23 protein-coding genes and 1 pseudogene are annotated in these 26,880 nt (G+C 45.4%); 5 read left to right on the forward strand and 19 right to left on the reverse strand.

What is annotated here, in order from left to right; all coding sequences use genetic code 11:
• Positions 1-99 precede the first annotated feature (99 nt).
• The 9 genes and pseudogenes from glnS to sdhC all read right to left on the reverse strand — a co-directional run bounded on the left by glnS (position 100) and on the right by sdhC (position 11,515).
• Positions 100-1,764 carry a glutamine--tRNA ligase gene (gene glnS / locus ACO1PK_RS15890; RefSeq protein WP_423186570.1) on the reverse strand — a complete coding sequence of 555 codons (1,665 nt, stop codon included), beginning with the start codon at positions 1,762-1,764 and terminating at the stop codon, positions 100-102.
• 134 nt (positions 1,765-1,898) lie between these two features.
• Positions 1,899-2,771: a succinate--CoA ligase subunit alpha gene (gene sucD / locus ACO1PK_RS15895; RefSeq protein ID WP_423186571.1), complete on the reverse strand. Its 873-nt coding sequence runs from the start codon at positions 2,769-2,771 to the stop codon at positions 1,899-1,901.
• Positions 2,772-2,781: 10 nt separating this feature from the next.
• On the reverse strand, positions 2,782-3,948 hold the full coding sequence (sucC, locus tag ACO1PK_RS15900; RefSeq protein WP_189482124.1) for an ADP-forming succinate--CoA ligase subunit beta: 1,167 nt from the start codon (positions 3,946-3,948) through the stop codon (positions 2,782-2,784).
• 182 nt (positions 3,949-4,130) lie between these two features.
• Positions 4,131-5,321: pseudogene (gene odhB, locus ACO1PK_RS15905) on the reverse strand (2-oxoglutarate dehydrogenase complex dihydrolipoyllysine-residue succinyltransferase); the annotation flags it as partial.
• A 62-nt stretch (positions 5,322-5,383) separates the two neighbouring features.
• Positions 5,384-8,194, reverse strand: a complete 2,811-nt coding sequence (locus ACO1PK_RS15910) for a 2-oxoglutarate dehydrogenase E1 component (RefSeq protein ID WP_423186572.1) — start codon at positions 8,192-8,194, stop codon at positions 5,384-5,386.
• A 98-nt stretch (positions 8,195-8,292) separates the two neighbouring features.
• Positions 8,293-9,012, reverse strand: a complete 720-nt coding sequence (locus ACO1PK_RS15915) for a succinate dehydrogenase iron-sulfur subunit (RefSeq protein WP_423186573.1) — start codon at positions 9,010-9,012, stop codon at positions 8,293-8,295.
• Between the two features lie 14 nt (positions 9,013-9,026).
• Positions 9,027-10,799, reverse strand: a complete 1,773-nt coding sequence (sdhA, locus tag ACO1PK_RS15920) for a succinate dehydrogenase flavoprotein subunit (RefSeq protein WP_423186574.1) — start codon at positions 10,797-10,799, stop codon at positions 9,027-9,029.
• Positions 10,800-11,147: a succinate dehydrogenase, hydrophobic membrane anchor protein gene (gene sdhD, locus ACO1PK_RS15925; protein WP_423186575.1), complete on the reverse strand. Its 348-nt coding sequence runs from the start codon at positions 11,145-11,147 to the stop codon at positions 10,800-10,802. It abuts the gene before it with no gap.
• Entirely contained in the window at positions 11,138-11,515 is a 378-nt protein-coding gene (gene sdhC, locus ACO1PK_RS15930; RefSeq protein ID WP_423188240.1) for a succinate dehydrogenase, cytochrome b556 subunit, read from the reverse strand. Before sdhC ends, sdhD begins: the two co-directional genes overlap by 10 nt.
• A 364-nt stretch (positions 11,516-11,879) precedes the next feature.
• Here sdhC and gltA point away from each other — a divergent pair, with 364 nt between their 5' ends.
• The 3 genes from gltA to ACO1PK_RS15945 all read left to right on the forward strand — a co-directional run bounded on the left by gltA (position 11,880) and on the right by ACO1PK_RS15945 (position 14,964).
• Positions 11,880-13,157: a citrate synthase gene (gene gltA / locus ACO1PK_RS15935; RefSeq protein WP_423186576.1), complete on the forward strand. Its 1,278-nt coding sequence runs from the start codon at positions 11,880-11,882 to the stop codon at positions 13,155-13,157.
• 143 nt (positions 13,158-13,300) lie between these two features.
• Positions 13,301-14,518 carry an aminotransferase class V-fold PLP-dependent enzyme gene (locus ACO1PK_RS15940; RefSeq protein ID WP_423186577.1) on the forward strand — a complete coding sequence of 406 codons (1,218 nt, stop codon included), beginning with the start codon at positions 13,301-13,303 and terminating at the stop codon, positions 14,516-14,518.
• The gene (locus ACO1PK_RS15945) at positions 14,473-14,964 is read left to right on the forward strand and encodes a SufE family protein (protein WP_423186578.1); all 492 of its coding nucleotides are present in this window, start codon (positions 14,473-14,475) and stop codon (positions 14,962-14,964) included. The genes ACO1PK_RS15940 and ACO1PK_RS15945 overlap by 46 nt, the downstream gene beginning before the upstream one ends.
• A gap of 17 nt (positions 14,965-14,981) precedes the next feature.
• On the opposite strand, the gene tcdA is transcribed toward ACO1PK_RS15945, so the two are convergent.
• Genes tcdA through ACO1PK_RS15980 form a run of 7 tightly spaced genes read right to left on the reverse strand, consistent with a single transcriptional unit; the run spans position 14,982 to position 22,442 of the window.
• The gene (tcdA, locus tag ACO1PK_RS15950; protein ID WP_423186579.1) at positions 14,982-15,773 is read right to left on the reverse strand and encodes a tRNA cyclic N6-threonylcarbamoyladenosine(37) synthase TcdA; all 792 of its coding nucleotides are present in this window, start codon (positions 15,771-15,773) and stop codon (positions 14,982-14,984) included.
• 48 nt (positions 15,774-15,821) lie between these two features.
• Positions 15,822-16,526 carry a pseudouridine synthase gene (locus tag ACO1PK_RS15955; RefSeq protein ID WP_423186580.1) on the reverse strand — a complete coding sequence of 235 codons (705 nt, stop codon included), beginning with the start codon at positions 16,524-16,526 and terminating at the stop codon, positions 15,822-15,824.
• Positions 16,519-17,271 (reverse strand): 3-deoxy-manno-octulosonate cytidylyltransferase, encoded by a 753-nt coding sequence (gene kdsB, locus ACO1PK_RS15960; protein ID WP_423186581.1) that lies wholly within the window; start codon positions 17,269-17,271, stop codon positions 16,519-16,521. Before kdsB ends, ACO1PK_RS15955 begins: the two co-directional genes overlap by 8 nt.
• The gene (locus tag ACO1PK_RS15965; RefSeq protein WP_423186582.1) at positions 17,259-17,456 is read right to left on the reverse strand and encodes a Trm112 family protein; all 198 of its coding nucleotides are present in this window, start codon (positions 17,454-17,456) and stop codon (positions 17,259-17,261) included. Before ACO1PK_RS15965 ends, kdsB begins: the two co-directional genes overlap by 13 nt.
• The gene (gene lpxK, locus ACO1PK_RS15970) at positions 17,446-18,429 is read right to left on the reverse strand and encodes a tetraacyldisaccharide 4'-kinase (protein WP_423186583.1); all 984 of its coding nucleotides are present in this window, start codon (positions 18,427-18,429) and stop codon (positions 17,446-17,448) included. The genes ACO1PK_RS15965 and lpxK overlap by 11 nt, the downstream gene beginning before the upstream one ends.
• Positions 18,426-20,174 carry a lipid A export permease/ATP-binding protein MsbA gene (msbA, locus tag ACO1PK_RS15975; RefSeq protein WP_423186584.1) on the reverse strand — a complete coding sequence of 583 codons (1,749 nt, stop codon included), beginning with the start codon at positions 20,172-20,174 and terminating at the stop codon, positions 18,426-18,428. Before msbA ends, lpxK begins: the two co-directional genes overlap by 4 nt.
• 60 nt (positions 20,175-20,234) lie before the next feature.
• Positions 20,235-22,442 (reverse strand): ComEC/Rec2 family competence protein, encoded by a 2,208-nt coding sequence (locus tag ACO1PK_RS15980; protein ID WP_423186585.1) that lies wholly within the window; start codon positions 22,440-22,442, stop codon positions 20,235-20,237.
• 64 nt (positions 22,443-22,506) lie between these two features.
• Here ACO1PK_RS15980 and ACO1PK_RS15985 point away from each other — a divergent pair, with 64 nt between their 5' ends.
• Entirely contained in the window at positions 22,507-23,040 is a 534-nt protein-coding gene (locus ACO1PK_RS15985) for a DUF2062 domain-containing protein (protein ID WP_423186586.1), read from the forward strand.
• On the opposite strand, the gene ACO1PK_RS15990 is transcribed toward ACO1PK_RS15985, so the two are convergent.
• From ACO1PK_RS15990 to ACO1PK_RS16000, 3 genes are read right to left on the reverse strand one after another with little or no spacing between them, the layout of a single operon-like run.
• Positions 23,037-24,275, reverse strand: a complete 1,239-nt coding sequence (locus ACO1PK_RS15990; protein ID WP_423186587.1) for a lipoprotein-releasing ABC transporter permease subunit — start codon at positions 24,273-24,275, stop codon at positions 23,037-23,039. The two genes, ACO1PK_RS15985 and ACO1PK_RS15990, sit on opposite strands and share 4 nt — an antisense overlap.
• The gene (lolD, locus tag ACO1PK_RS15995; RefSeq protein ID WP_423188241.1) at positions 24,275-24,952 is read right to left on the reverse strand and encodes a lipoprotein-releasing ABC transporter ATP-binding protein LolD; all 678 of its coding nucleotides are present in this window, start codon (positions 24,950-24,952) and stop codon (positions 24,275-24,277) included. Before lolD ends, ACO1PK_RS15990 begins: the two co-directional genes overlap by 1 nt.
• Positions 24,945-26,144, reverse strand: a complete 1,200-nt coding sequence (locus ACO1PK_RS16000) for a lipoprotein-releasing ABC transporter permease subunit (protein ID WP_423186588.1) — start codon at positions 26,142-26,144, stop codon at positions 24,945-24,947. Before ACO1PK_RS16000 ends, lolD begins: the two co-directional genes overlap by 8 nt.
• Before the next feature lie 108 nt (positions 26,145-26,252).
• Here ACO1PK_RS16000 and ACO1PK_RS16005 point away from each other — a divergent pair, with 108 nt between their 5' ends.
• The gene (locus tag ACO1PK_RS16005) at positions 26,253-26,840 is read left to right on the forward strand and encodes a PilZ domain-containing protein (RefSeq protein ID WP_423186589.1); all 588 of its coding nucleotides are present in this window, start codon (positions 26,253-26,255) and stop codon (positions 26,838-26,840) included.
• Positions 26,841-26,880 lie beyond the last annotated feature (40 nt).

A 26,880-nucleotide genomic window follows, 5' to 3' on the forward strand; every position in this document is an offset into this window, starting at 1 on the left:
GAGAATATCATGGCAAAAATAATGCAAAAACCGGGCTTATTTCACCCGGTTTTTTTGTTTGCTGCTACGGTAATGCTTTAGCTGCTTAGGCATCAGACCTTAGTCTTCTTCTTTACCCCACACATCACGTAGCCCAACAGTACGGTTAAACACTAACTTGGCAGCCGTTGCATCTTTATTATCCGCGCAATAATATCCCTCACGTTCAAACTGATAGGCCTTTTCGGCAACAGCGTGCTGTAAAGACGGCTCAGCAAAGCCGTGCTTCACTACTAACGACTGCGGGTTAATGGTTGCCATAAAATCATCTTCTGCGGCTGGGTTAGCGACACTGAATAAGCGATCATAGACACGGAATTCTGCAGGTAACGCCTGAGTTTGCTCCACCCAGTGAATAACGCCACGCACTTTACGACCATCAGCAGGGTTTTCACCCAGTGTTTCCGGTAAATAGCTACATTTTAGCTCAACCACCTGCCCGGCTTCGTCTTTGATCACTTCATCGGCATGGATAACATAAGCATTACGCAGACGTACATCACCGCCAAGCACTAAGCGCTTATATTTTTTATTGGCTTCTTCGCGAAAGTCAGCGCGATCAATGTAGACAGTGCGACCAAAAGGTAATTGCCGCTCGCCCATATCTTCTTTCGGATGATTAGGTGCCATTAACCATTCCAATTTATCTGCTGGATAATTGGTGATAGTCACTTTAATCGGATCCAGCACAGCCATAGCACGAGGCGCCGTGCTGTCTAAATCTTCCCGAATACAGGCTTCGAGCGCACTCATTTCGATCACATTATCTTGTTTGGTAATACCGATACGCTTAGCAAACTCGCGGATAGCAGCAGGCGTATAGCCACGACGGCGTAAACCGGCAATGGTTGGCATGCGTGGATCGTCCCAACCGCTGACCACTTGCTGTTCAACTAAAGTTTGCAGCTTGCGCTTACTCATCACCGCATATTCAAGATTCAAGCGCGAAAACTCAATTTGCTGTGGGTGGCAGTCGATAGTGATGTTATCCAAAATCCAATCGTATAAACGACGGTTATCCTGGAACTCCAGTGTACAAAGCGAATGGGTAATACCTTCTAAGGCATCCGAAATACAATGGGTAAAATCGTACATCGGGTAAATACACCAGCTATCACCGGTTTGGTGATGATGCGCGAATTTCACCCGATAAATCACCGGATCGCGCATACAGATAAAGCTGGAGGCCATATCAATTTTGGCACGTAATGAACACTCACCCTCTTTAAAACCGCCGGCACGCATTTTTTCAAATAACGCCAGATTCTCTGCTGGGCTGGTATCGCGATAAGGGCTAGGCTTACCCGGCTGGGTTAAATTACCACGGTATTCGCGCATTTGCTCGGCGTTTAAGAAACAGACATAAGCCAAGCCTTTGTTAATTAGCTCTACCGCATAGCCATATAACTGCTCGAAGTAATCCGATGAATAACGTACCGCACCTGACCACTGAAAACCCAACCAGTTCACATCACGCTGAATCGATTCAACAAACTCAACGTTTTCTTTTTCAGGATTGGTATCGTCGAAACGTAAATTACACTGCCCCTGGTAATCTTGGGCTATACCGAAGTTTAAACAAATTGATTTGGCATGACCAATATGCAGATAGCCATTTGGCTCGGGCGGAAAACGGGTTTGCACGGTATTGTGCTTACCTGAGGCCAGATCGGCGTCGATAATTTGTCTAATAAAGTTTGTTGGGCGTGGCGTTACGTCCGACATAATAATAAGTGTCCTTTTAGAAACGGGGAAACAAGCATTTAGCGGCATTATAACAGCAGAAGCGAGACTGACCAGTAGCTATAGCTATAAAAAAACCCGCTACAACAGAGCGGGTTTTGTCAGCATGGTTGTTATTACCAACCAGTAATTTCTTTCAGGGCTTTACCGATATCGGCTAAGCTCTTCACGGTTTTCACACCAGCATCTTCTAAAGCAGCAAATTTCTCATCAGCAGTACCTTTACCACCAGAGATAATCGCACCAGCGTGACCCATGCGCTTACCAGCAGGTGCAGTAACACCAGCGATGTAAGATACCACAGGCTTAGTTACATGTTGCTTGATGTAAGCAGCCGCTTCTTCTTCTGCAGAACCACCGATTTCACCGATCATCACGATGGCTTCAGTTTGTGGATCTTCCTGGAATAATTTCAGGATGTCGATGAAGTTAGAACCTGGGATTGGATCACCACCAATACCCACACAAGTAGACTGGCCGAAACCGTAGTCAGTTGTCTGCTTAACCGCTTCATACGTCAGGGTGCCTGAACGAGACACGATACCCACTTTACCTGGTAAATGGATATGGCCTGGCATAATACCAATTTTACATTCGCCTGGTGTGATCACACCTGGGCAGTTAGGGCCAATTAAGCGTACGCCTAATTCATCACATTTTACTTTGGCATCTAGCATATCTAAGGTTGGGATACCTTCAGTGATACACACGATCAGCTTAATACCACCGTTGGCTGCTTCTAAGATAGAATCTTTACAGAAAGCGGCTGGTACATAGATAACTGATGCTTCCGCACCCGTAGCGGCAACCGCTTCTGCTACCGTGTTAAACACTGGCAGACCTAAATGCGTTTGACCGCCTTTACCTGGCGTAACACCGCCAACCATCTTAGTACCGTAAGCAATAGCTTGCTCAGAGTGGAAAGTACCCTGTGCACCAGTGAAACCCTGACAAATTACTTTGGTGTCTTTGTTAATTAAAACGCTCATTGCTTACCCCTTATGCCTTGGCCGCTGCTGCAACGACTTGCTTGGCTGCGCCAGTCAGATCGGTATCAGCAATAATGTTCAGGCCGCTTTCTTGCAATACTTTTGCGCCCAGTTCAGCGTTGTTACCTTGTAAACGAACAACGACAGGTACTTTAACGCCAACTTCTTTCACTGCACCAATTACACCTTCAGCAATCATATCGCAACGCACGATACCGCCGAAGATATTGATGAAAACGGCTTTAACCGCAGTATCAGACAGGATAATTTTGAATGCTTCAACCACGCGCTCTTTGGTCGCGCCGCCGCCAACGTCCAGGAAGTTAGCAGGTTGGCCACCGTGTAATTTCACGATGTCCATAGTACCCATAGCTAAACCGGCACCGTTAACCATACAACCGATGTCGCCACCTAAAGCAACATAGTTCAGTTCCCATGCAGCGGCATGCGCTTCACGTGGATCTTCTTGTGATGGATCTTGCATCGCTTTTAAATCTGGGTGACGGTATAAAGCATTACCATCGATCACTAACTTGGCATCTAAACAATGCAGATCGCCAGCTGGGGTGATAACCAATGGGTTAACTTCTAACAAGGCTAAATCTTTTTCCTGGAACAATTTCGCCAGGCCCATAAAGATTTTTACGAATTGGTTTACTTGCTTGCCTTCTAAACCCAGTTTGAACGCTAACTCACGACCTTGGAATGGCTGAGCGCCAACCAGTGGATCGATAGCGGCTTTTAAAATTTTCTCTGGTGTTTCGTGGGCTACGGTTTCAATTTCCACGCCACCTTCAGTAGAGGCCATAAACACGATACGACGTGAAGAGCGGTCTACAACGGCACCTAAATACAACTCTTTAGCGATATCAGTGCAAGGCTCAACCAGAATACGGCTAACCGGCTGACCTTTTTCGTCTGTTTGGTAGGTTACCAGGTTCTTACCCAGCCATTTCTCTGCGAAAGCGCGAATGTCTTCTTTGCTCTTAACCAGCTTCACACCGCCCGCTTTACCGCGGCCACCAGCGTGAACCTGCGCCTTAACAACAAACATATCGCCGCCGATCTTATCAGCTGCTTCAACTGCTTCTTCCACAGTGGCGGCAGCGATGCCTTTCGATACAGGCAAACCATATTGGGCAAACAGTTGCTTACCCTGATACTCGTGCAAATTCATGGCTATTTTCCGTTCATTTTGAATTAAAGGCTGTAAACACTTACAACCAAATTTTGATTACCGCATATTAAATTTGCTAGTTAAGCAAGCAAGATGCTGCTTGACTAGCCAAGCTAATATGTAAGCAACCAGTTAAGTTAAGAGACACCACAGCAAGAGTGGTGTCTCTAATTGCGCTTACCTTAGATGTCCAGCAGAATCCGTGTTGGATCTTCCAGTAACTCTTTGATGGTTACTAAGAAACCGACAGACTCTTTACCATCAATGATACGGTGATCATATGACAGTGCTAAGTACATCATTGGCAGAATTTCCATTTTACCGTCCACAACCATCACGCGATCTTGGATTTTGTGCATACCCAAAATAGCTGATTGTGGAGGGTTAATAATAGGCGTAGACATGAGTGAACCAAAAACACCGCCGTTAGTGATCGTAAAGTTACCGCCCGTTAAATCGTCCATAGACAATTTACCGTCACGGCCTTTCACGGCTAAATCTTTGATGGCTTTCTCAATTTCAGCCAAGTTCATCTTGTCACAATCACGCAGTACTGGCGTTACCAAGCCACGTGGTGTAGACACGGCGATACTGACATCAAAGTAATTGTGATAAACAATATCATCGCCATCGATAGCAGCATTCACTTCTGGGAAACGCTTTAAGGCTTCAGTAACCGCTTTAACATAGAACGACATAAAGCCTAAACGGATACCATGACGCTTCTCAAACACGTCCTGATACTGCTTGCGCAGATCCATAATTGGCTTCATGTTCACTTCGTTGAAAGTAGTTAACATGGCAGTAGAGTTTTTCGCGTCTAATAAACGATTGGCGATAGTTTTACGTAAACGTGTCATAGGCACACGCTTCTGACTACGATCACCAACAGCAACTACTGGCGCAGCAACAGCTGGCGCAGCAGCTTTCGCTGGAGCACCGGCTAAGAATTTCTCGACATCTTCTTTAGTTACACGGCCATTTTTACCGCTACCTTTAATCTTGCTGACGTCTAAGCCTTTTTCAGCAATTAAACGGCGTACTGATGGGCTTAACGCATCATCACCCTCGTCAGCAGCTGGAGCAGCGGTAGGTGCGGCTTCTGCTTTTGGTGCGTCGGCTTTTGCAGCAGGTGCGCCACCAGCTTCCATCTTACCGATAACTTCTTCGGCAGTAACGGTCGCGCCAGTGTCATGGATGATCTCGCCCATTACACCGTCAGCTTGTGCTACAACTTCAAGCACCACTTTATCAGTTTCAATATCTACTAATACCTGATCACGGCTTACGGCTTCACCGGTTTTAACATGCCAGGTGGCGATAGTTGCATCTGCAACAGATTCTGGAAGTACGGGTACTTTAATTTCCACTTTTTCACCTATAACGGTTGGTCTATATCAGTTAACACCGCCTGCAACGGCAGGCGGTCAAATAGTTATTTAATGGTTAGTGCATCATTCACTAACGCTTGTTGCTGTTTGTTGTGCACAGACAAATAGCCTACCGCAGGTGATGATGACGCCTCACGACCAGCATAGGTTAACTGAGCACCTTTAGGGATAGCAGCCCAGAAATGGTGTTGACTGCAATACCAAGCTCCCTGGTTTTGTGGCTCTTCCTGACACCAAACAAAATCAGTCACATGCTGATAGTTAGCCAGTGCTGCCGCCATCTCACTGTGTGGGAATGGATACAACTGCTCTACGCGCACGATAGCCACATCTTTTTGCTCACGCTTACGGCGCTCTTCAAGCAATTCGTAATAGACTTTACCACTACAGAAGATAACGCGCTTCACATCAGCGGGATTCAACTCATCAATCTCACCAATCACATTATGATACACCCCTGAGGCGAGTTCTTCTAAAGTAGAAGTTGCCAGAGGATGACGTAATAAAGATTTAGGCGACATGACAATCAATGGCCGACGCATTGGACGCACCATCTGCCGACGCAACATATTAAAGACCTGCGCAGGTGTAGTTGGCACACAGATCTGCATATTGTGATCAGCACACAGCTGCAAGAAACGCTCTAACCGTGCAGAAGAGTGTTCAGGGCCCTGGCCTTCATAACCATGCGGTAGCAATAAGGTCAGACCGCATAAACGGCCCCACTTTTGCTCACCTGAGCTTAAGAACTGGTCAATAACAACTTGCGCACCGTTAGCAAAGTCACCAAATTGTCCTTCCCAAATCACCATGGCACGAGGCTCTGCAGTGGCATAACCATATTCAAAGGCTAATACGGCTTCTTCAGACAATGCAGAATCGTAAACCTGAAAAACGCCTTGATCTTCGCTGATATGCTCAAGCGGAATATAAGTACTGGCATCGGTCTGATTATGCAATACCGCATGGCGATGGAAGAAAGTACCACGGCCAGAATCTTGACCGACAATACGAATACGTGAGCCTTCACCAGCAATAGAAGCGTAAGCTAAAATTTCAGCAAAACCCCAGTCGATTTTTTTCTCGCCTTTGAGCATTAAGGCGCGATCTTCGTAAACCTTGCCTACTTGACGTTGTAACACATGGCTAGCAGGGATCTGAGTCGCTTTTTCCCCTAATGCAACCAGTTTATCAAGCGTCAGACTTGCATCATAAGCCGCATCCCAATCTTTGCCAATAAAAGGCGTCCAGTCGACAGAACTTGGCGCCATCGGCCGCCATTCATCTACCACACAATCGCCTTTGTCCAGCGCATCGCGGTAGCCATCCACTAAAGCTTTCACTTGTTCAGTAGTCACCACACCTTCTAAAACTAGCTTTTCAGCATAGATTTCACGCGGCGTTGGGTGTTTTTTGATTTTCTGGTACATCAACGGCTGAGTCGCATTCGGCTCATCGGCTTCGTTGTGACCATTACGACGATAACAAACAAGATCGATAACCACATCGCGTTTGAAAGTATTACGATAATCGACTGCTAACTGCGCTACAAATACCACGGCTTCAGGATCATCACCGTTCACATGGAAAATTGGTGCCTGCACCATCTTGGCAATATCAGTACAATAAGGTGTAGAACGGGTATCTTCCGGATTCGACGTGGTAAAACCAACTTGGTTATTTATGACGATCCGGACAGTGCCGCCAACTTTAAAAGCACGAGTCTGTGAAATATTGAAGGTTTCCGCTACCACACCTTGACCTGCAAAAGCAGAATCACCATGAATGGTAATTGGCAACGCCAGTGAGCCGTCGGTACAACCACGACGATCTAAACGCGCCCGTACTGAACCCAAGACTACAGGATTTACAATTTCTAAGTGAGATGGGTTAAAGGCTAAAGCTAAGTGAACAGGGCCGCCCTTAGTTTCAAAATCAGATGAGAAACCCATATGGTATTTCACATCACCGGCGCCCACTACTTCATATTTACCGGCAAATTCATCAAATAACTTTGAAGGATTTTTCCCCAAAACGTTAATTAAGGTATTTAAACGCCCGCGGTGAGCCATACCAATAACAGAATCTTTAGCACCCTGTTCACCGGCACGGTGAATCATCGCTTTTAGCATTGGAACCATGGCATCGCCACCTTCCAGACCAAAGCGTTTCGCACCTGGGAATTTTGAACTTAAATACTTTTCTAAACCATCTGCAGCAACCAATCCTTTTAGGATTTGCAATTTCGTTTCATTATCATAACGAGGCTGCGACTGCACACTTTCCAGGCGCTGTTGGATCCAACGTTTTTCATCGGTTGATACGATGTGCATGTATTCAGCGCCAATTGAACCGCAGTAAGTGCGTTCAAGCGCTTTATGCAATTCACCCAGTTTCATCGTGTCCTGACCACAAGCTAGTGATCCAACATTGAACTCGGTATCGTAATCAGCTTCAGATAGTTCATGATATGACAATTCAAGATCACGAACCCGTGGTTGTTTCCACAGATTTAACGGATCTAAATTGGCGTGCTGGTGACCACGGAAGCGATAGGAGTTTATCAGTTGCAATACTTTAACCTGACGGTTATCAGTACCAGAACCGGAGTTAACAACAACCACTTCGCGATGTTTATTTTTAGCCAACTCAGCAAACTGTTGGCGCACATCGCTGTGGCGGGTTTCAAGTTCGACCCCATCGATTTTTGGTAACTTGGCAAAAAATTCACGCCATTCGTCACCAACACTGGTGGGCTCTGCTAAGTAGGATTCATAGAGTTCATCCACATAGGCCATGTTGCCACCGCCAAGATGTGAAGACTCTAACCACGCCTTCATTACACCTTCGTGCATTTAGTTTCCCTTATTTTTGAGCACCTGGAAAATTAGCAAAAAAACTGCCACACCGAAGCGATGTGGACAGTTTCAATTAAATACTAAAAAAGGGCGCATTACAGCGCCCGATTTAACAGCATAGATTTGATCTGACCAATAGCTTTAGTCGGATTTAATCCTTTCGGACAAACGTTAACGCAATTCATAATACCGTGACAACGGAATACGCTAAAAGCATCATCTAAATCATTTAAACGCTGCTCAGTTGCCGTATCACGACTGTCTGCTAAAAAGCGGTAGGCATGCAGTAAACCAGCCGGTCCAATAAACTTATCTGGGTTCCACCAGAAAGACGGACATGAGGTTGAACAACAAGCACATAAAATACACTCATACAGGCCATCAAGCTTAGCACGCTCTTCCGGACTTTGCAGAAATTCACCCGCAGGAGGTAATTTGCTGTCGTTAATCAGGTAAGGCTTCACTTTTTCATATTGAGTGTAGAACTGGCTCATATCCACTACCAGATCACGAATTACCGGCAAACCAGGTAACGGACGCAATACAATTTTGCCGCCTTTTAAACCAGCTGCAGATAATGGCGTAATACAGGCCAAACCGTTTTTACCATTCATGTTTAAGCCGTCAGAGCCACACACGCCTTCGCGACAACTACGCCGGAACGATAAGGTAGGATCTTGCTCTTTCAGCTTAATCAGTGCATCAAGCACCATCATATCCCGGCCTTCCGGGTTATCCAGTGTGTAATCCTGCATGCGCGGCGCTTGGTCGACATCAGGGTTATAACGATAGATTGAAAATACTAACTTCTTCATCGCTGTCAGCCCTCTTAGTACGTACGTGCTTTCGGTGGGAAAGCGTCACGGAACTTAGGTTCCAGATTAACTTTACGTTTAAACATCGATTCGGTATCAGGTGTATAAACGCTGTGGCATAACCAGTTTTCGTCATCCCGATCTGGGAAGTCAAAACGGGCATGCGCACCACGACTCTCGGTACGGTAATTCGCCGCTGCAGCAGTGGAGAAAGCCGTTTCCATCAGGTTGTCTAGCTCTAAACACTCAATACGCTGGGTATTGAAATCTGAACTTTTATCATCCAAACGGGCATACTTCAAGCGCTCACGAATCTCTTTCAGCTCTTGTAAACCTTCTGCCATGGCAGCACCTTCACGGAATACTGAGAAGTTAAGTTGCATACACTGCTGTAAATCTTTCTTAATTTGTACCGGATCTTCACCTTGGCCTGGTTTTGAAGCCTCCCAACGCTGTACACGTGCTAGCGAAGCGTCTAAATCAGATTGCGAGGCAGGACGAGCTTCCGCAGTAGCCGCTAACGCTTCACCTAAATGCAAGCCAGTAGCGCGACCAAATACTACTAAGTCTAACAGCGAATTACCGCCTAAACGGTTTGCACCATGCACAGATACGCAAGCGATTTCGCCACAAGCGAACAGTCCAGCAACTACTGATTCAGAACCGTCCGCTTTAGGATGGATAACTTGACCATGTACGTTGGTTGGAATACCACCCATCATATAGTGGCAAGTAGGAATTACCGGAATAGGCTCTTTTACCGGGTCAACATGAGCAAAAGTACGTGACAGTTCACAAATACCTGGTAAACGGCTTTCTAAAACTTCAGCACCTAAATGGTCAAGTTTAAGTTTGATGTGCGGGCCCCAAGGACCATCGCAACCACGACCTTCACGGATTTCTGTCATCATAGAACGAGCAACAACGTCGCGACCTGCCAAGTCTTTGGCATTAGGCGCATAACGCTCCATAAAACGCTCGCCGTCTTTGTTAAGCAGATAACCACCTTCACCGCGACAACCTTCAGTTACCAGCGTACCTGCACCGGCAATACCGGTTGGGTGGAATTGCCACATTTCCATATCTTGTAGCGGTACACCTGCACGTAGCGCCATACCTACACCGTCACCGGTATTGATGTGGGCATTGGTCGTAGAGGCGTAAATACGACCCGCACCACCTGTTGCTAACACAGTCGCTTTTGACTTGAAGTAAACGATTTCGCCCGTTTCAATGTCAATGGCAGTACAACCAACAATGGCACCATCCTGATTTTTAACTAAATCAAGCGCGTACCACTCAGAGAAGACTTGAGTACGGTTTTTCACGTTTTGCTGGTATAACAGGTGAAGCAAAGCATGACCAGTACGGTCAGCGGCAGCCGCAGTACGAGCAGCTTGCTCACCACCGAAATTCTTCGACTGACCACCGAAAGGACGCTGATAAACCCGACCATTTTCAAAACGTGAAAATGGTAAGCCCATGTTCTCAAGCTCAGTGATAGCTTCAGGGCCAGTTTTACACATGTATTCAATAGCGTCTTGGTCACCGATATAGTCTGAACCTTTTACAGTATCAAACATGTGCCATTCCCAGTTGTCTGGGTGGCTATTTCCTAAAGCAACCGTGATACCACCTTGTGCAGAAACGGTATGTGAACGCGTCGGGAACACTTTTGATAAAAGCGCACAGGTTAAACCTGATTGCGTGATTTGTAGTGCAGCGCGCATACCCGCACCACCCGCACCAATAACGATGGCATCAAATTCTCTTACTGGAATATTCACTTAAGCACCCCACAACACAAATAAACCCACTGCCACATAACCGAAGGCAATAACATACAGCACAAACTGCAACACCCCGCGCAATTTAGCGCATTTGATGTAATCAGTGAGTACCTGCCATAAACCAATACGAGTATGGATAGCAATAGAGATCAGGGCTAATAAAGTAAACACTTTAATAAATAGGTTTGAAAATAAACCTTGCCAGACTTCAAAAGTCACTTCTGGCGTAAACAAAAAGAAACCTAAAATAAATAAGCTATACAGCGCCAGCACGATAGCTGAAGCACGAAGCGAAACATAATCCTGAACGCCATCGCGTTTCAGGCTTGCTTGATTTAGAACCATAACCATACTCCTGCTAAAACGGCTAACACAATCCATAATCCGATAGTAATGTTGGCGCTTAGGTTGCCAGAGTCCAGCTCTTCCCAATGCCCCATGTCCATAATCAGGTGACGAATGCCGCCAATCAGGTGGTAAATCAGTACCGTGATAGTGCCCCAAGCGATAAATTTCGCTAAATGTGAATTTAACAAGGACTTCACGTAGTCAAAACCTTCCGCACTTTGCAATGACGTCGCCCATGCCCAAATTACAAACAGCAGCGCGAAGAACATTGCAACACCAGTTACCCGGTGAATGATAGAGGCTTTGGCAGTCGCAGGTAGAGAGATTGTCGATAAATCGAGATTTATTGGTCTTTGCTTTTTCACAGTGTCTTGCCTATCGATGCCCGTGTAGAGCGTAGTTGTCATTATTGTTGCTGTAGAAACAGCCACAACCCTAAGCAGTATACTCCAATTTGCTAAAGCTGGTTCAGCAAAAAAACTTCGGGAATGTGAACTGTTTTTACGCCGCCGATAGTATATATTTCATGAAACGCTATTACAATTTTTGTTTGGTTTTAAACGGAAAATTCCGCAGATGGAAATTTACAGCATTTAACAGCGACGGCAATACGACTAGAGTCGAATACTTATTAATCGATTAGTCTTTAGAATTGACTTTAAGGTGTGGTTTGCGAGTAGAATAGGTCAAACCTCTAATTTCCGATAATACAACAATAGGAGAAATCCAATGGCAGATAAAAAGGCCGTCGTACAGATTGATGGTAAAACTTTTGAGTTACCTATCTACTCTGGTTCGGCAGGCACTGACGTAATCGATGTTCGTACTCTCGGGCAACAGGGCTACTTCACTTTTGACCCGGGTTTTATGTCAACCGGCTCTTGTGAATCAAAGATTACTTACATTGATGGTGACAACGGCGTATTACTGCATCGTGGCTATCCTATCGAGCAACTAGCAGAAAAATCCAATTACTTGGAAACCTGTTATTTACTGCTAGAAGGTGAGTTACCGACTAAAGCACAGTATGAAGATTTTGTTAACACCATTACACGGCACACTATGGTACATGAAAAAATCGCAGCATTTTTTCAAGGTTTCCGCGTAGATGCGCATCCAATGGCCATGTTGTGTGGTGTTGTTGGGGCAATGTCTTCTTTCTATCATTCAGATTTGGATATTAACGACCCACAGCAGCGCACTCGAAGTGCTCACCGCTTGATCGCGAAGCTACCTACTATCGCAGCAATGGCCTATAAATATACTGTTGGTCAGCCTTTCGTTTATCCTAGAAACGAACTTAGCTATTCTGAAAATTTCCTGCACATGATGTTCTCTGTACCCGCAGAACAGTACAACGTAAGTCCAGTACTGGCCAAGGCAATGGACAGGATTTTTATGCTACACGCGGATCATGAGCAAAATGCCTCAACCTCTACGGTGCGTTTAGCCGGTTCTTCTGGTGCTAACCCTTATGCTTGTATCGCCGCAGGTATTGCGTCTTTATGGGGTCCTGCGCATGGTGGTGCGAATGAAGCCTGTTTAAAAATGTTGCAACAAATTGGCTCTGTAGATCGCATTCCTGAATTTGTGGCTCGCGCCAAAGACAAAAATGACACTTTCCGGTTAATGGGCTTTGGTCACCGCGTATACAAAAACTTTGACCCTCGTGCTAAAGTGATGCGTGAAACCTGTCACGAAGTGTTAAAAGAATTAAATATCAAAGATCCATTGTTAGATGTGGCGATGGAGCTTGAGCGTATTGCGTTGTCAGATCCGTATTTCATCGAAAAGAAACTTTATCCAAACGTGGATTTCTACTCAGGCATTATCCTAAAAGCCATAGGGATCCCAACCAGTATGTTTACGGTTATCTTTGCGATGTCGCGTACTGTCGGTTGGATTTCACATTGGGACGAAATGCTGGCTGACAAAGGTCACAAAATTGGCCGGCCGCGTCAATTGTACACTGGCCACACCGCCCGTGATTACGAAAGCAAAAATTAAGCTTGTTTCACATGCAAAAGCGGCTTAGGCCGCTTTTTTTATGGAGCTCTTCACTGGGTATCGTCTACCCTACTCTCGCTTAATTAGCGTTTCTTCGGCATAATAGCAGGCTGATTTTTTCTTTACTGCCAAATCGAGCTTGTATGTCGGATTTTAACGCGGTTGCTTTTCGTCAGCATTTTCCCTTTTTCGTTAACCAACCTGCTTGGGTTTACCTCGATAATGCTGCCACAACACACAAACCCAAGGCGGTACTCGAGGCAACCGATCATTTTTATCGAACACAGAACAGTAATGTCCATCGTGGCGCGCATCAGTTAAGCCAAGTGGCAACTACACTTTACGAAGATGCCCGTTTAGCGGTAAAAAACTATCTGAACGCCGCAGATGTTGCCGAAATTATTTTTACCAGTGGCACCACAGCCGCACTGAATCAACTCGCTTTTGGCCTAATGCATACCGTACTAAAACCAGGCGATAGAATAGTTATCTCGGCTCTAGAACATCATGCGAATATTGTGTCATGGCAATTACATTGTCAGCGATTTGGGGTAATTATCGATGTGATTCCTCTAAATGCAGACCTGCAAATTGACCTTGACGCCTATCAAAAATTGTTAGCGCTATCCCCTAAAGTTGTCAGTCTAACTCAGGTTTCCAACACGCTAGGGACTATTTTGCCTCTGGAAAACATGCTGCGCGAGGCGAAAGCTGCCGGAGCAATCACAGTCGTTGATGGTGCTCAAGGTATTGCTTGGCAGCGTCCAGATGTGCAGCAACTCGCGGCTGATTTTTATTGTTTCTCAGCACATAAACTGTATGGACCTACCGGTATTGGCGTATTGTATGGTAAAAAAGCGCTGCTAGAACAGTTAACGCCGCTGCAAGGTGGGGGTGAGATGATTGAATCGGTCAGTTTCGCTGGCAGTCATTTTAATAAGTTACCGGCGCGTTTAGAAGCGGGCACCCCCAACATAGCAGGAGCCATAGGTTTAGCCGCAGCGATAGCGTTTTTAAGTCAGTTTGACGCTGAGCAATTAAAGAGTTATAAAAGGTTGTTATTAAAGACTTTTCATGATGGTTTGCAACAAATACCTGGCATAGTGCTTTTATCCAAGCTAGAAAATAATGCGGGGATCCTGACCCTTAATGTAGCAGGTGAGCATCCCGCTGATTTAGCGAGCTTACTTAACGAGCAACAGATCGCCGTTCGGGCTGGACTACACTGCACCATGCCATTGTTTGAACTATTAGAACAACCCGGAGCCGTAAGATTTGCTTTTGCACCTTACAACCTTATTTCAGAAGTAGAGCAATGTTTAACGGCATTAGCTCAGGCAGTGGAGATCCTGGCAGCATGACCATGGAACAACTCTTAGAAGATACGACAAGCGCCCTGACAAGCATCAGACAACAGGATTTGCCAACACTACAACAACCTCTCGATTGGCAAAGCAAATACCGTTTATTAATGCAGCTCGGTAAAAAGTTGCCTGGCATACCGGAAAAAATAAGGCATACAGAAAATTTAGTAAGAGGCTGTGAGAGCCGCGCGTGGCTGATGCATTATCACGATCATACCACCGGTAAACACTATTTTTTAATGGACAGTGAAGCACGCATTGTTAAAGGCTTGCTAGCAATCATGCTGTCTTTTGTTAATGGTTTAACAGATCAAGAATTTAAGCAACTGGATTTGCAACATGCCTTTGATGCGCTTAATCTAAAACCTTATTTAAGCCAGTCTCGCAGTAATGGTTTAACTGCAATGCTTTTACGCATAAAGGCACATTTTGCAACGTCTTGAGCTGAAGTAAGACGCGCTTATGCTTTCGTCTGGAGCTTCAATAATAATCGCGATACGGCGGCAAAACCAAAACTGGCTGTAACTACCGTCGTTGCACCAAAGCCGCCACTGCAATCTAAGCGCATAGCTCCCTGACTCTCAGCGTTTTGCACCGGTTTTTGCTGGCATACCGTGCCATCGGCTTGTGGATAGCGTAATTGCTCAGAGGAAAAGACACAATCTATGCCAAAACGACGCTTTGGATTGCGACTAAAATGATAATCACGACGTAGCATGTTACGAACTTTGGCTAACAAAGGATCGTTAAACGCGAGGGTAAGATCAGCCAATTGAATTTGCGTGGGATCAACTTGGCCGCCAGCGCCACCTGTCGTGATCAAGGGTATTTTGTTGCGTTTGCACCAAGCGATAACAGCAACCTTGGCTTTAACTGAATCAATCGCATCCAGCACATAATCCACTTTACCACCCAATAAAGTAGACAAGTTATCAGCTGCAATAAAGTCAGCAACCTGATTCACTTTACACTCAGGATTTATTTGTAAAATGCGTTCAGCCATTACTGCCACTTTATCTTGACCGATGGTGTCAGTTAACGCATGGAGTTGACGGTTAATATTACTCACGCAAACATCATCAAGATCAATAAGGGTAATTTCTCCGATACCTGAGCGCGCGAGTGCTTCAACCGCCCAACTTCCCACGCCACCAATACCAATCACCACAACATGAGATTGCCTGAATTTCTCTAGCGCTTTCGCACCATATAAACGGCTAATTCCAGCAAAACGGGTATAAAAATCTGACATAAAGATCCTGAATATTACTTTATAAGCGGCTGATGGAGGCGTTATCAGCTAAGGGTTGAGGTAAGAAATTAAAGGCGATGCCGGCCAGGCATACTGCCAAGGATTTTGCCACGCCTCGGGTAAACCAGCCTCAAACAATGTAGCAAAAGCCGCCCCTTTATTTGGTAACACGCTGAACTCATAGTTTACTCCCGCAAATACCAAAGCTAAGGCATAAGCATGTAAATAAACCCGATCGCTGACTTTACCACCATAGAGCGTATCACCCAGAATAGGCGCACCAAGACTTTTTAATGCAACCCGAAGCTGATGCGTTTTGCCCGTATAAGGCCTTAATAAAAACGCCCGAAAAGGTAAGTTTTCATAACCTTGGCTTACCAGATAGGTCAATGCGGGCTGCTGCTGCGAATGCATTAATCGCCAAGCACCTCGCCGAGCGGGTTGCATATCGCCTTTAACCCAACCTTGTTTTTTAGTAGGTTTCTGCTCACTCAGCGCTAAATAGCACTTAATGATCTCTCTTTGACTAAATTGTCGGGTTAATTCTGCCGCGGCAACGCTATTTTTTGCCAGTAAAATGAGCCCTGACGTGATCTTATCAAGGCGATGAACAGGGTAAAGTTTTACACCCAGTTGCTGCTCGGCCTGCACCACCAAGCCAGGTCCATCCTCAGAATGAAAACTTAGCCCCGCCGGCTTGTTCAACACTACAAAATCGGCTGTTTCGGCCACGATCTGCAACAGGTCAAGCATGCTGCTTGGCATAGTGGATAGCACGTGCTAGATCTTCAGGCGTATCAACACCAACCAAAGGTTCTGCCATCGCCGTAGCGACATGAATGGCTTCGCCTTGCCAAAGCACCCGCAACTGCTCTAAGGCTTCAATTTGCTCCAACATAGAGGTTGGCCAACCAACATAATCGAGTATAAAGCCAGCGCGATAAGCATATAAGCCAATATGCCGCCGATAATATTGAGACAGAGCGTTGCTAAATTTAGTATCGCGATCAAAGGGGATCGCCGCACGGCTAAAATACAATGCATAATCATCCCGATCGCAAACCACTTTCACCACATTCGGGTTGCTGATCTCGGCCAAGTCGGATATGGGCACAGCTAAGGTCGCCATTCGAGCTTTTTGCTGCGAGGCTAAGTTGCTTGCAACCTGATTGATAATAACCGGAGGAATAAAAGGCTCATCACCTTGGACATTTACCACAATGGTGTCAGCAGTCAAGCCTAACTGGGTGACGACCTCAGCCAGACGCTCAGTACCTGATTGATGGCTAGCAGCGGTCATACACACTTCGCCACCAAAGCTTGTTACAACCTGGGCAACCTGCTCATCATCTGTTGCCACCAGCACTCTGGCAGCGGCACTGAGTTTAGCTTGCCGGTACACCCTTTCAATCATCGTTTTACCCGCAATATCTGCCAGCGGCTTACCTGGCAACCGACTTGAAGCAAAACGTGCCGGAATGACAACTATGAACGCCATTGCTCACACTCTTCAGCAGTAAGTGGCGTTGCTTCATCAGCTAATAACACCGGAATATTATTGCTTAATCGATAAGCCAGTTTGTCAAAAGTGCAAATCAACCTGTCAGCTTGCTTGTCATATTTCAACTTGCCCTTACACACTGGGCAAGCCAGAATATCGGTAAGTGCTACATTAATAGCCATATTGACTCCGTATTAAGGATAGTTTTTCAGTCAGTTTATTGATCACTTGAGGATCTGGCTGCGCTTGAACTGCCAGATAGTACCAACCGGCTTGAGCAAAGCCGCGGCATTTTACCGCATCTTTCTCTGTCATTAAAATCGGTGTTGTTAAACCGATAAAATCAGACGCACTAAAAGGATGATGATCAGCTAAAAAGCGTCGCGTATTAATTTGATAACCGGCATTCAACACTGAACGCACAAAACGTTCAGGGTTGCCAATTCCAGCGATAAGATCGACTTTGGCATTTGGTTTTAAAGCCATGTCATCAGCCCGCAAGGGTACAGCCTGCAGGGCTTTCAGGCTCATATTGCCATCTGCCAGCGGCTGTTGACCACTGTTTGCAATCACCAAGTCCACCTGAGCCAGCCGTGACGGTAACTCGCGCAAGGGGCCTGCCGGAAGTAACCAACCATTCCCCAAACCACGTTGCCCGTCAATTAACACAATTTCAATATCTCGCGCTAACGCATAATGTTGTAAGCCATCATCAGAGATAATCAAGTCAACCTGCGGGCATTGTTGTAATAAATACTGTGCTGCTGCGACACGATTTGGGCTGACCACCACAGGGCAACCGCTGCGCTCAGCCAAGAGCAAAGGTTCATCACCAACCTCTGTTGCGGTATGCTCAGGCGTTACCAGTACAGGCGCAACCAGCTTAGCACCATAGCCTCGGCTAATAATGCCGGGGGTAAAGCCTTGTTCACGTAAAAACTGACATAGCCATAGCGTAAAAGGGGTTTTACCGGTGCCACCGACACTAATATTACCCACAATAATGACGGGCACGGGTAAACGATAAGACGCTTTTAACTTAGCTTTAAATAAGAAAAGTCGGAGGGTCGACAGTAACCAGAACAAAACACTAAAGGGCGCAAGTAGATAACACCACCACTGTTTTGTATACCAAGCACGTTCCAACGCGGTCATTGCTCACTACCAAATTGCAACTTATGTAACGACGCATAAGCGCCGTCTTTAGCCAGCAAATCAGTATGGGTGCCTTGCTCTAAAATCTTACCATGATCCATCACAATGATACTGTCGGCATTTTCAATGGTAGATAAACGATGCGCAATCACAATACTGGTACGCCCCTTAAGTAAAACGTCCAGTGCCGCCTGAATTTTGCGCTCGGATTCCGTATCTAAAGCGGAAGTGGCTTCATCTAAAATCAGCACCGGTGCTTGGCGTAATAGGGCTCTGGCGATAGCTATGCGCTGACGTTGTCCACCAGATAAACTGACACCATTTTCACCTATCTGCGTGTCTAAACCATCTGGCAGTTTATTTGCAAACTCTAAAACATGTGCTTTTTCAGCCACATCCAGTAATTGTTCACGGCTTACTGGTTCCGACATGCCATAACAAATATTATTGGCGATAGTGTCATTGAACAGCATGACATGTTGCGAAACAACCGCAATTTGCCGCCGTAATGATTCTCGCGTATAGTTTTTAATGTTTTGACCATCAAGCACAATTTGCCCTTGTTCTACCTCGTAAAATCGAGGTAATAAACTGGAAATCGTGGTTTTGCCACTGCCAGACCGCCCTACTAAGGCCACAGTTTGCCCTGCGCTTACAGTAAAGCTGATATCACTTAACACTTGCTGGCTATGTCCAGGATACTGGAAGCTCACGTGTTCAAAACAAATATTACCTTTCGCTGCTTTAAGCTCGATTTTACCGGTTTCCTGTTCAGCCGCTTCATCTAACACTTTAAAAATGCTGGCCGCCGCCGCTAAGCCGCGCTGAAACTCACTATTAACGGTAGTTAATTGCTTTAAAGGTTTTAACAGCATCACCATAGAGGTCACTATGGCTGAAAAGATACCTGCCGTAAGGGTTTCCAGCATTTCTGGCTGGCTTGCCATAAACACGACAAACGCGAGGGCAAAGGACGCAATTAATTGAATAACCCCTGAGCTAATGGCAGAGGTAGAATCCATTTTCACCCCTTGTAGACGGGTTTGATTATTGACTTCCGCAAAACGGGCATCTTCTATTTTTTGACCACCAAAGGATAAAATCACTTTATGCCCATTGAGCATTTGTTCTGAAGCGGTGGTAACACTGCCCATAGCATATTGGATTTTGTGGCTCAGTTGGCGAAAGCGTTTCGATACAATACTGACGATAACGGCGATAACCGGAGCAATCAAAAAGAAAATAAGCGATAACAACCAGCTATACCAAAACATCACGGCAATAAGACCAAGCACCAAGGCGCCATCTCTAACCAGCACAATTAATGCCTTAGTTAGCGAGTACTTAATTTGTTCAGCATCATAAGTAATCTTAGAAATTAATTCCCCAGTAGAGTGCTTGTCATGAAAGCTCACCGGTAAGCGCATCATATGACCAAACAGCTGTTGGCGCATATCTTTGACAATTTGATTGCCGACCCAACTGATACAATAAGTCGCAGTAAAATGGAAAATACCACGTAACACAAACATAATAATGACGATAAGTGGCGCGAGTTTTAGAAAGTCAGTATCTTTTTCCTGAATACCGCGATCAATAAACGGCTGCACTGACGCAATAAAAGCCGCATCTATTGCAGAATAACCAACCATTCCCAAAATAGCGGCGATAAAACCTAAACGATAGGGTTTTAAATAAGAAAGAAGCCGGCGGTATACCAGCGCGTTGTTATTATCTGTCTGCAAAATATCGACCTATTTTAATCATTCTGGCACTATTCTAACGTGTTGTTACCAAGGTTTCAGCTATTCTGCATGCTTTTCTAACCAACGCAGTCGCTGACGCTGTTTTTCTGTATAAATGCTTAAGCGTTCTTCGTAAAAATACAAGGTGAAAGCACCTTGTCTACCTGAATGGTACAAAGGATAGCCAAGCAACATGAGTCGTTGCTGTACAGCATGCAATGGATAACGATGAGCGCCCTGCTCATTTGCCGCTAATAACACGACAGCAGGAGATAGCTGAGCTAACCATGCTAGCGAATTTGCAGTGGCGCGTCCATAATCTGCCAGTAAATAGATGTCACTGGTCAATTCTGGATAACTAAGACTGAGTTGTCGCTCTTGTTTGAGTGTTAATCGCCCTGGCAGCAGTACACGCCAATCGGCGATGTCGACACTGATTAAACAGGTATCCGCTGTAGCTAAAGGCCAATGCTGAAAACCTGCGTTGGAATACGCTTCGGCCAAATAATGACAAGCATAGCTATTTGGTAACACCGGCGTGGCGGAATAGAAACGGACAGCAGCAAAGTGTTGCTGTAATAATTGCAAAGCGGGCTGCATTTCACGATCCAGATCAGGGATCAGCACAAAATTTAACTGTCGAATACCTTGATAGCGCAACTGCGGCAAGATTCTATGCTGAATGATCCCTTCAATCTGCTCAAGTTCTGCATCGAGATATAACCAGTTTAATTGTGGCTGCATGCCAATTAATGCCGTACTCTGCCCAATATCAAGCACCAGCAGCTTAGATTTGGTTGTGTCTAAGGTGAAGAACACTAAACCAAGGGTTGCAATCAGACAAGCGAATACTAGTCCACGTAAACGGAACACCACTATCACCAACACTAAACCCGCGACGAACAACGCTGCTGTCACCCCTAGCTTAGGTAAAGTCCACCAGACCGTTACACTGGCACACCATACTAACCAATAATAAAGTGGTAAAAATACCCAATCCGTAATTTGCCAGAGCAATGGCGCATAAGGGAAGTCCAGTAAGCTCCAACAGAAGGTAAAAAGTAATACAGGGATCGCAATAACACTGCACCACGTCACAAAAAGCAGATTTGAGACAATTGCTAATAAACTGATGCCATTAAAAAACGCTAAACCTACCAACGACATGACTAAAGTCAATACGCTATTAAATATAAAAAAATACCCTACTTTGGCTAATCGAGACGAAGGCAGCGGGCCGAGCCACCAGACAATAAAAATGATCACCGCCACCGCGACTACCGACAACCAAAAACTCACACTTAACACCCAGAACGGATTGAATAACAACAATAACGCGACTAAAAACTGCCAAGCATAGCGCCCATTAAGAGGCCTTATTAGCAAGCGACTGCAAATGACAATGCATAACGCAACCGCTGCTCTTAGGGTTGGAATGGCAAAGCCAGCTAACCAGGCATAACTTAACGCGATCAATAAAGCACAAAGTAATTGCCCTGCAGTGCGCTGCGACAAGGCGATTTTGGGAAAAAGTCGACTCTGTAAAATAAGACCGGATAAAAAATAGCCCCAACCAAATACCAAACCAATATGTAAACCAGAAATCGTCAGAATATGCCCCAAGCCACTATGCAAAACGCCTAACCAAAGTTCGCTAGAGAACTGCCGTTCGCCCACGGTTAACGCCAGTAACAAAGGCGCGGTTTCCAAGTTTGCAACCCACACAGAAAGCGCATCAATAAGTGTTTGGCGTAACGCGGGCGGCGCTTTGAGTAAAAATGTTGGGCGTTCTGGTTTTACATACCCTTCCGCAATGACACCCTCAATCAGAGCCTGTATGGTTTGCGGGCGGCTACCTGGGTTATGGTTTTCTCGAATGGGTCTTAAAGTCAATGGCAAACGCCAATGTTGACCGATTGCAAGCTGTGGGGCTTGTTGCCAACGTATTTTTAACTTGTAGCCCTTAGCTTCGCCTTCTTTAATCGTTGCAGTCACTAACGCACTATCTAAATCGAGTTGACGCCAACGTTCAATCTGCACTAAAAGTGTTGATAGCGGCTCGGTATCCACAGAAGATGACGTTGTAATGGTATCCCGGTTTAAAATAAATTGTTGTGCCTGAAGATAAGATTGTAATTGCCACTGCCAACAACACAGCAAAGCAAAAATACCCGCGATGAAAAATTGCCGGCCGGCAAGGCTGAGCAAAAATGCACAGAAAAAAATAATTTCAAAAAAGACTGGCAGTGCAGCTAAAAATAAAGACAATAGGCAACCAGCCAAGACACCCATGCAAAATTGTTGCATATTACTATTTCGTTAATAGGTTGTAATGCCAAAGAAGACTATTAAGAAATATTTACCATCTCCAGAAAAAATCAAGCAAATGCGGATATTGAATTTGTTTGGTTCCATGCTACATGATGGTAATTTGTGGCATTTAAATCGCCGTTCAGCACGTGGCGCTTTTGCTGTGGGTTTATTTTGGGCTTGGATGCCATTACCATTTCAAATGGTATTTTCCGCTGTTATGGCTATTCCTTTACGGGTTAACTTACCTTTATCAGTAGCGCTTGTCTGGATCTCCAATCCATTAACCATGCCAGTCATGCTGTATTTATGTTATTTGATTGGTACCGTTGTGCTTAATGCACCGCCAGAGCCTTTTGCGTTTGAAGCAAGCGTAGCGTGGCTGGTCTACAGTATGCAAACTGTTGGCAAGCCACTCATTTTAGGGTGTTTGTTAATGGGCATCACAGCCAGCATTGTCGGCTATTTTGTGATAGATTGGCTTTGGTGTTTGTCCATTAAAAAAGAAAAACTCAGCAGATACCTTAAAGCCAAAAAACAAAAAGACGCACCTTAACGCTGCCCTAATACGCGAGCAGGATCGACATAGCTGGCTCGTAGTGCAGGATAAATCGTGGCAAGTAGGCTCAATATCAGCGCAATAAAAACGGTAATAGCAACGTCGCCCCAAAGTAATAATGAAGGCACAAAATCAATAAAATAAATACTGGGATCCAGCAAGGTTTTTCCTAAGCTTGTAGCAAAAAACGCAAAAATCGGCTCGATAAACCAAGCTAACAGCACGCCAGCAATAGCACCAAAAAAAGTCCCAATAAGACCATTCAGCCAGCCAAGTAACATAAAGGTTTTAACTAAGTCTGCAGGGCGCATGCCCATGGTCAACAATATCGCAATATCAGACTCTTTTTCACGCACGGCCATCACCAAAGTGGCCACAATATTAAAACAAGCGACAGCAATAACCAGTGCTAAGACCAAATACAAAATAGCTCTTACCATTTGTATATCCTGATAGACATGCCCTTGCGTTCGAAACCAATCCAATAAATACACATAATCATCTAATGCCTCGCCAAGCTGACGTGAAATCGCCGGTGCAGCAAAAATCTGTTCAATGCGAAAAGCTAACCCTTGCGCGGTGCCTTCAGGCATATCCAAATACCGCGCTAACGCATTGATGTCTAACCAAGCCTGCGTGTAGTCGAGTTGACCTCCGATGGAGATAATGGCACTTACCGTTAAAACACGATTGGAATAACTGGCTAAGCGCCCATCCTCGCTAAAGCGAGGGAGCATTAGCTGTACCGTATCGCCAACGCTTAAACTTAGCTCGCTTGCCACGCCACTGCCCAATACCAGTTGCTCCGCAGCTAGGGTACTGAGATCACCACTTTGCAGATAGTGCGCAAAATCACTGATTTCTTGTTCAGCCGACAGGTCAATACCACGTAATTGCACCGATTTTACCGCATTGCCATTGCGTAACATGCCATGCGATTTGATATAGGGTGCGACCGCAACCACGCCTGGATAACGGGCTAACGCATCCACTTTTGTTGTCCATGGTTCTAATTGATTACTTACTGCCTCTAACTCAACATGTGGTATCACCGCTAATAAACGCTGCTTTAATGCTTGTTCAAAACCATTCATTACAGATAAGGCTAAAATCAAGATGGCCACACCTAGAGCGATACCCAAGGTTGAAGAAGCAGAGATAAAGCGAATAAAACCATTGGTATGTCTGGTTGAGCGGTAACGTTGAGCAATTTGCCATACTAAGTTATGCATTAGATCCGCTCCAACTGCCCATCAGTCATTTCATATTGCAGATCCAAACGATTGGCTAACTGCCGATCATGGGTCACCACCACAAAGCTCGTGCTAAACTCTCGATTCAATTCACGCAGCAATTGGTAGATAGCTTCAGCGTTATGCTGATCTAAATTACCAGTGGGCTCGTCTGCTAACACTAAGGCCGGTTTGGTCACTAAGGCTCTGGCAATCGCCACCCGTTGCCGCTCGCCCCCACTCAATTCAGCCGGCGTATGCTGCAGACGATGCGCTAAGCCAACACGCGTTAGGATATCAGCCGCTTGTTGCTGAGCGGCTAAAGCATGTACACCCTTAATCAATAAGGGCATTGCCACATTTTCTAAAGCAGAAAAATCCATAAGCAAATGATGGAATTGATAAATAAATCCCAGTTTTTGATTTCGCAGCTGCGCTTTAGCACTATTAGATAAATCGGCAATATATTGATTTGCGATCATTAACTGACCTGAATCAGGGGCATCAAGTGTGCCTAAAATATGTAACAGCGTACTTTTACCTGATCCAGAGCTGCCGACGATGGCGACCATCTGACCTGCTGCAACCTGTAAATTGACCTCATGTAATACTTTAGTAACCTGCTGCCCATCACGGTAACTTTTTGAAATATTTCGGGCTTCCAGTACATTATTCATCACGTAACACTTCCGCAGGATTAATTTTAACGGCCCGCCAAGCGGGGTACACCACGGCTAACAATGTCAGCGCCAATGCACTTAAAAAGATTTGCATAATTTGCGTCACATCCATAAGCACGGGTAACTCTACCGTACCTGCAACTTGCAAACCGAATAGATTCAATAAATTATTGAGTTGCCAGCTACCGACGATCCCGGCAATAACCCCGAGAAGCGCCCCAAGCACGCCATTAAACATGCCCTGAGTCGCAAAAACTAAAAACACATCACGGTCTTGCATACCCTGTGTTTTTAAAATTGCCACTTCAGTCTGCTTCTCAGTTACCATCATGACCAAAGCAGACACTATATTGAACGCTGCAACGGCCACAATCAGTAATAACATTAAACTCATCATGGCCTTTTCCATTGCCACTGCCGCAAACAACTTGCCGTGGCTCTGTCGCCAATCTTCTACTTTACTCAGCTCTGGGTTTTGCTGCAGCTGCTGCGCCATAACGGGCGCTAAAAATGGCTCGGCTAAACTGACTCGCCATGCAAGACGACGCTGCTGCACAGGCAGTAATCGGGCTAAATCTTGCTGCGCAGTCACCATGATAAGCTCATCCACTTCAGAGCCCGTATCGATGATACCGGCGACAGTAAACAAACGCTGGCGCGGCATCCAACCAAGGGGGGTGTAAGAGCCGCCTTGAGCTAATAAAATACGCACTTGCTGTCCAGGGTGGACATCTAACTTTTCTGCCAATCCTCGACCAAGCATCACGGTATAGCGCTGTGCACTTAAGGTTTGCCATTGCCCCACTAACAAAGACTGTTGCAAAAATACCGGCAAATTATTGGGGTCTAAGCCTTGTAACATCACTGCAGTTAATTGTCTGGATGACTGCACTAAGGCTTCTGTTTGCAGCAAAGGCGTAACATCTAACACCCCTGTTTGGATTCGCCATTGCGCTGGCCAGGAGCTCTCTTCGTTTTGAGTTTGCACCACTAAATGCGGTATTACCCCTAAAATGCGTTTTTTTAACTCCGCTTCAAAGCCATTCATCACCGAGCTGACCACAGTCAAGGCCATCACACCCAATAAAATACCGGCCACTGAAAACAGCGTAATAAAAGAAATAAAGGCATTACCTTTACGGCTTTGGCTATAACGTAAACCAATGAACAGACTGACGGGAAGATGCATGTTAATTTTCAGGACTTTATCCAGCTTAAATGCTAAATTAGTGGTTAAGAGGTGCCGATGATAGTGATTATTTAGCACAATAACAAGCAACTGACGGGGAGAACAACAATGCATTCTGAGCTGGATGAACTAACGGCAGAATTTCAGCAATATTTTAAAGTTGAACACAGCATTGTTATTAATGTGGCTCCCAAAGCCGGTTCACTGCCTTCTGAAACAGATTTTATGACTGCCATACCTGAACCTTTTTTAATGGCCGGTAATGTGGGCCAGCTAAATCTCAATGCCTTACGCTCTTTGCAACGCTTAGGCGAGCTGGCAGAGGAGCTGGCGAACTATTTGCAACTTCAAGCGAAGAAATTAGATTTATTACTGCATTATGTATTGCAGCAACAAGATGACAGTCAATATCGGTTTAGGACGCTTAGTTATGGCGGCGCGGGCCTCTCTTTTATATCATCTCGGCCCTTCAACGCTTTGGATGTAGTTGAAGTTAAACTGTTTTTAGCTGAAAATGCCGGCGCCATTTTTTGTTATGGTCAAGTACTAAGCTGTGAAGAGGTAGAACAAAGCGCCGCGGAGTTCAAGATCAGTATCGTTTTTAAACGCATCAGAGAAGAAGATCGTGAGTTGCTGGTGCGCGCCAGTTTGCAACAACAAGCTCGGCAACTGAAACTAAAGGCAGAGCAACGTTGAACTGCTGCGCATGCACAACAGTAAAAGCCACCTTTAATTG

Origin of the sequence: Alishewanella sp. d11 (assembly GCF_049390205.1) — a bacterium.
Taxonomy (GTDB): Bacteria; Pseudomonadota; Gammaproteobacteria; order Enterobacterales; family Alteromonadaceae; genus Alishewanella.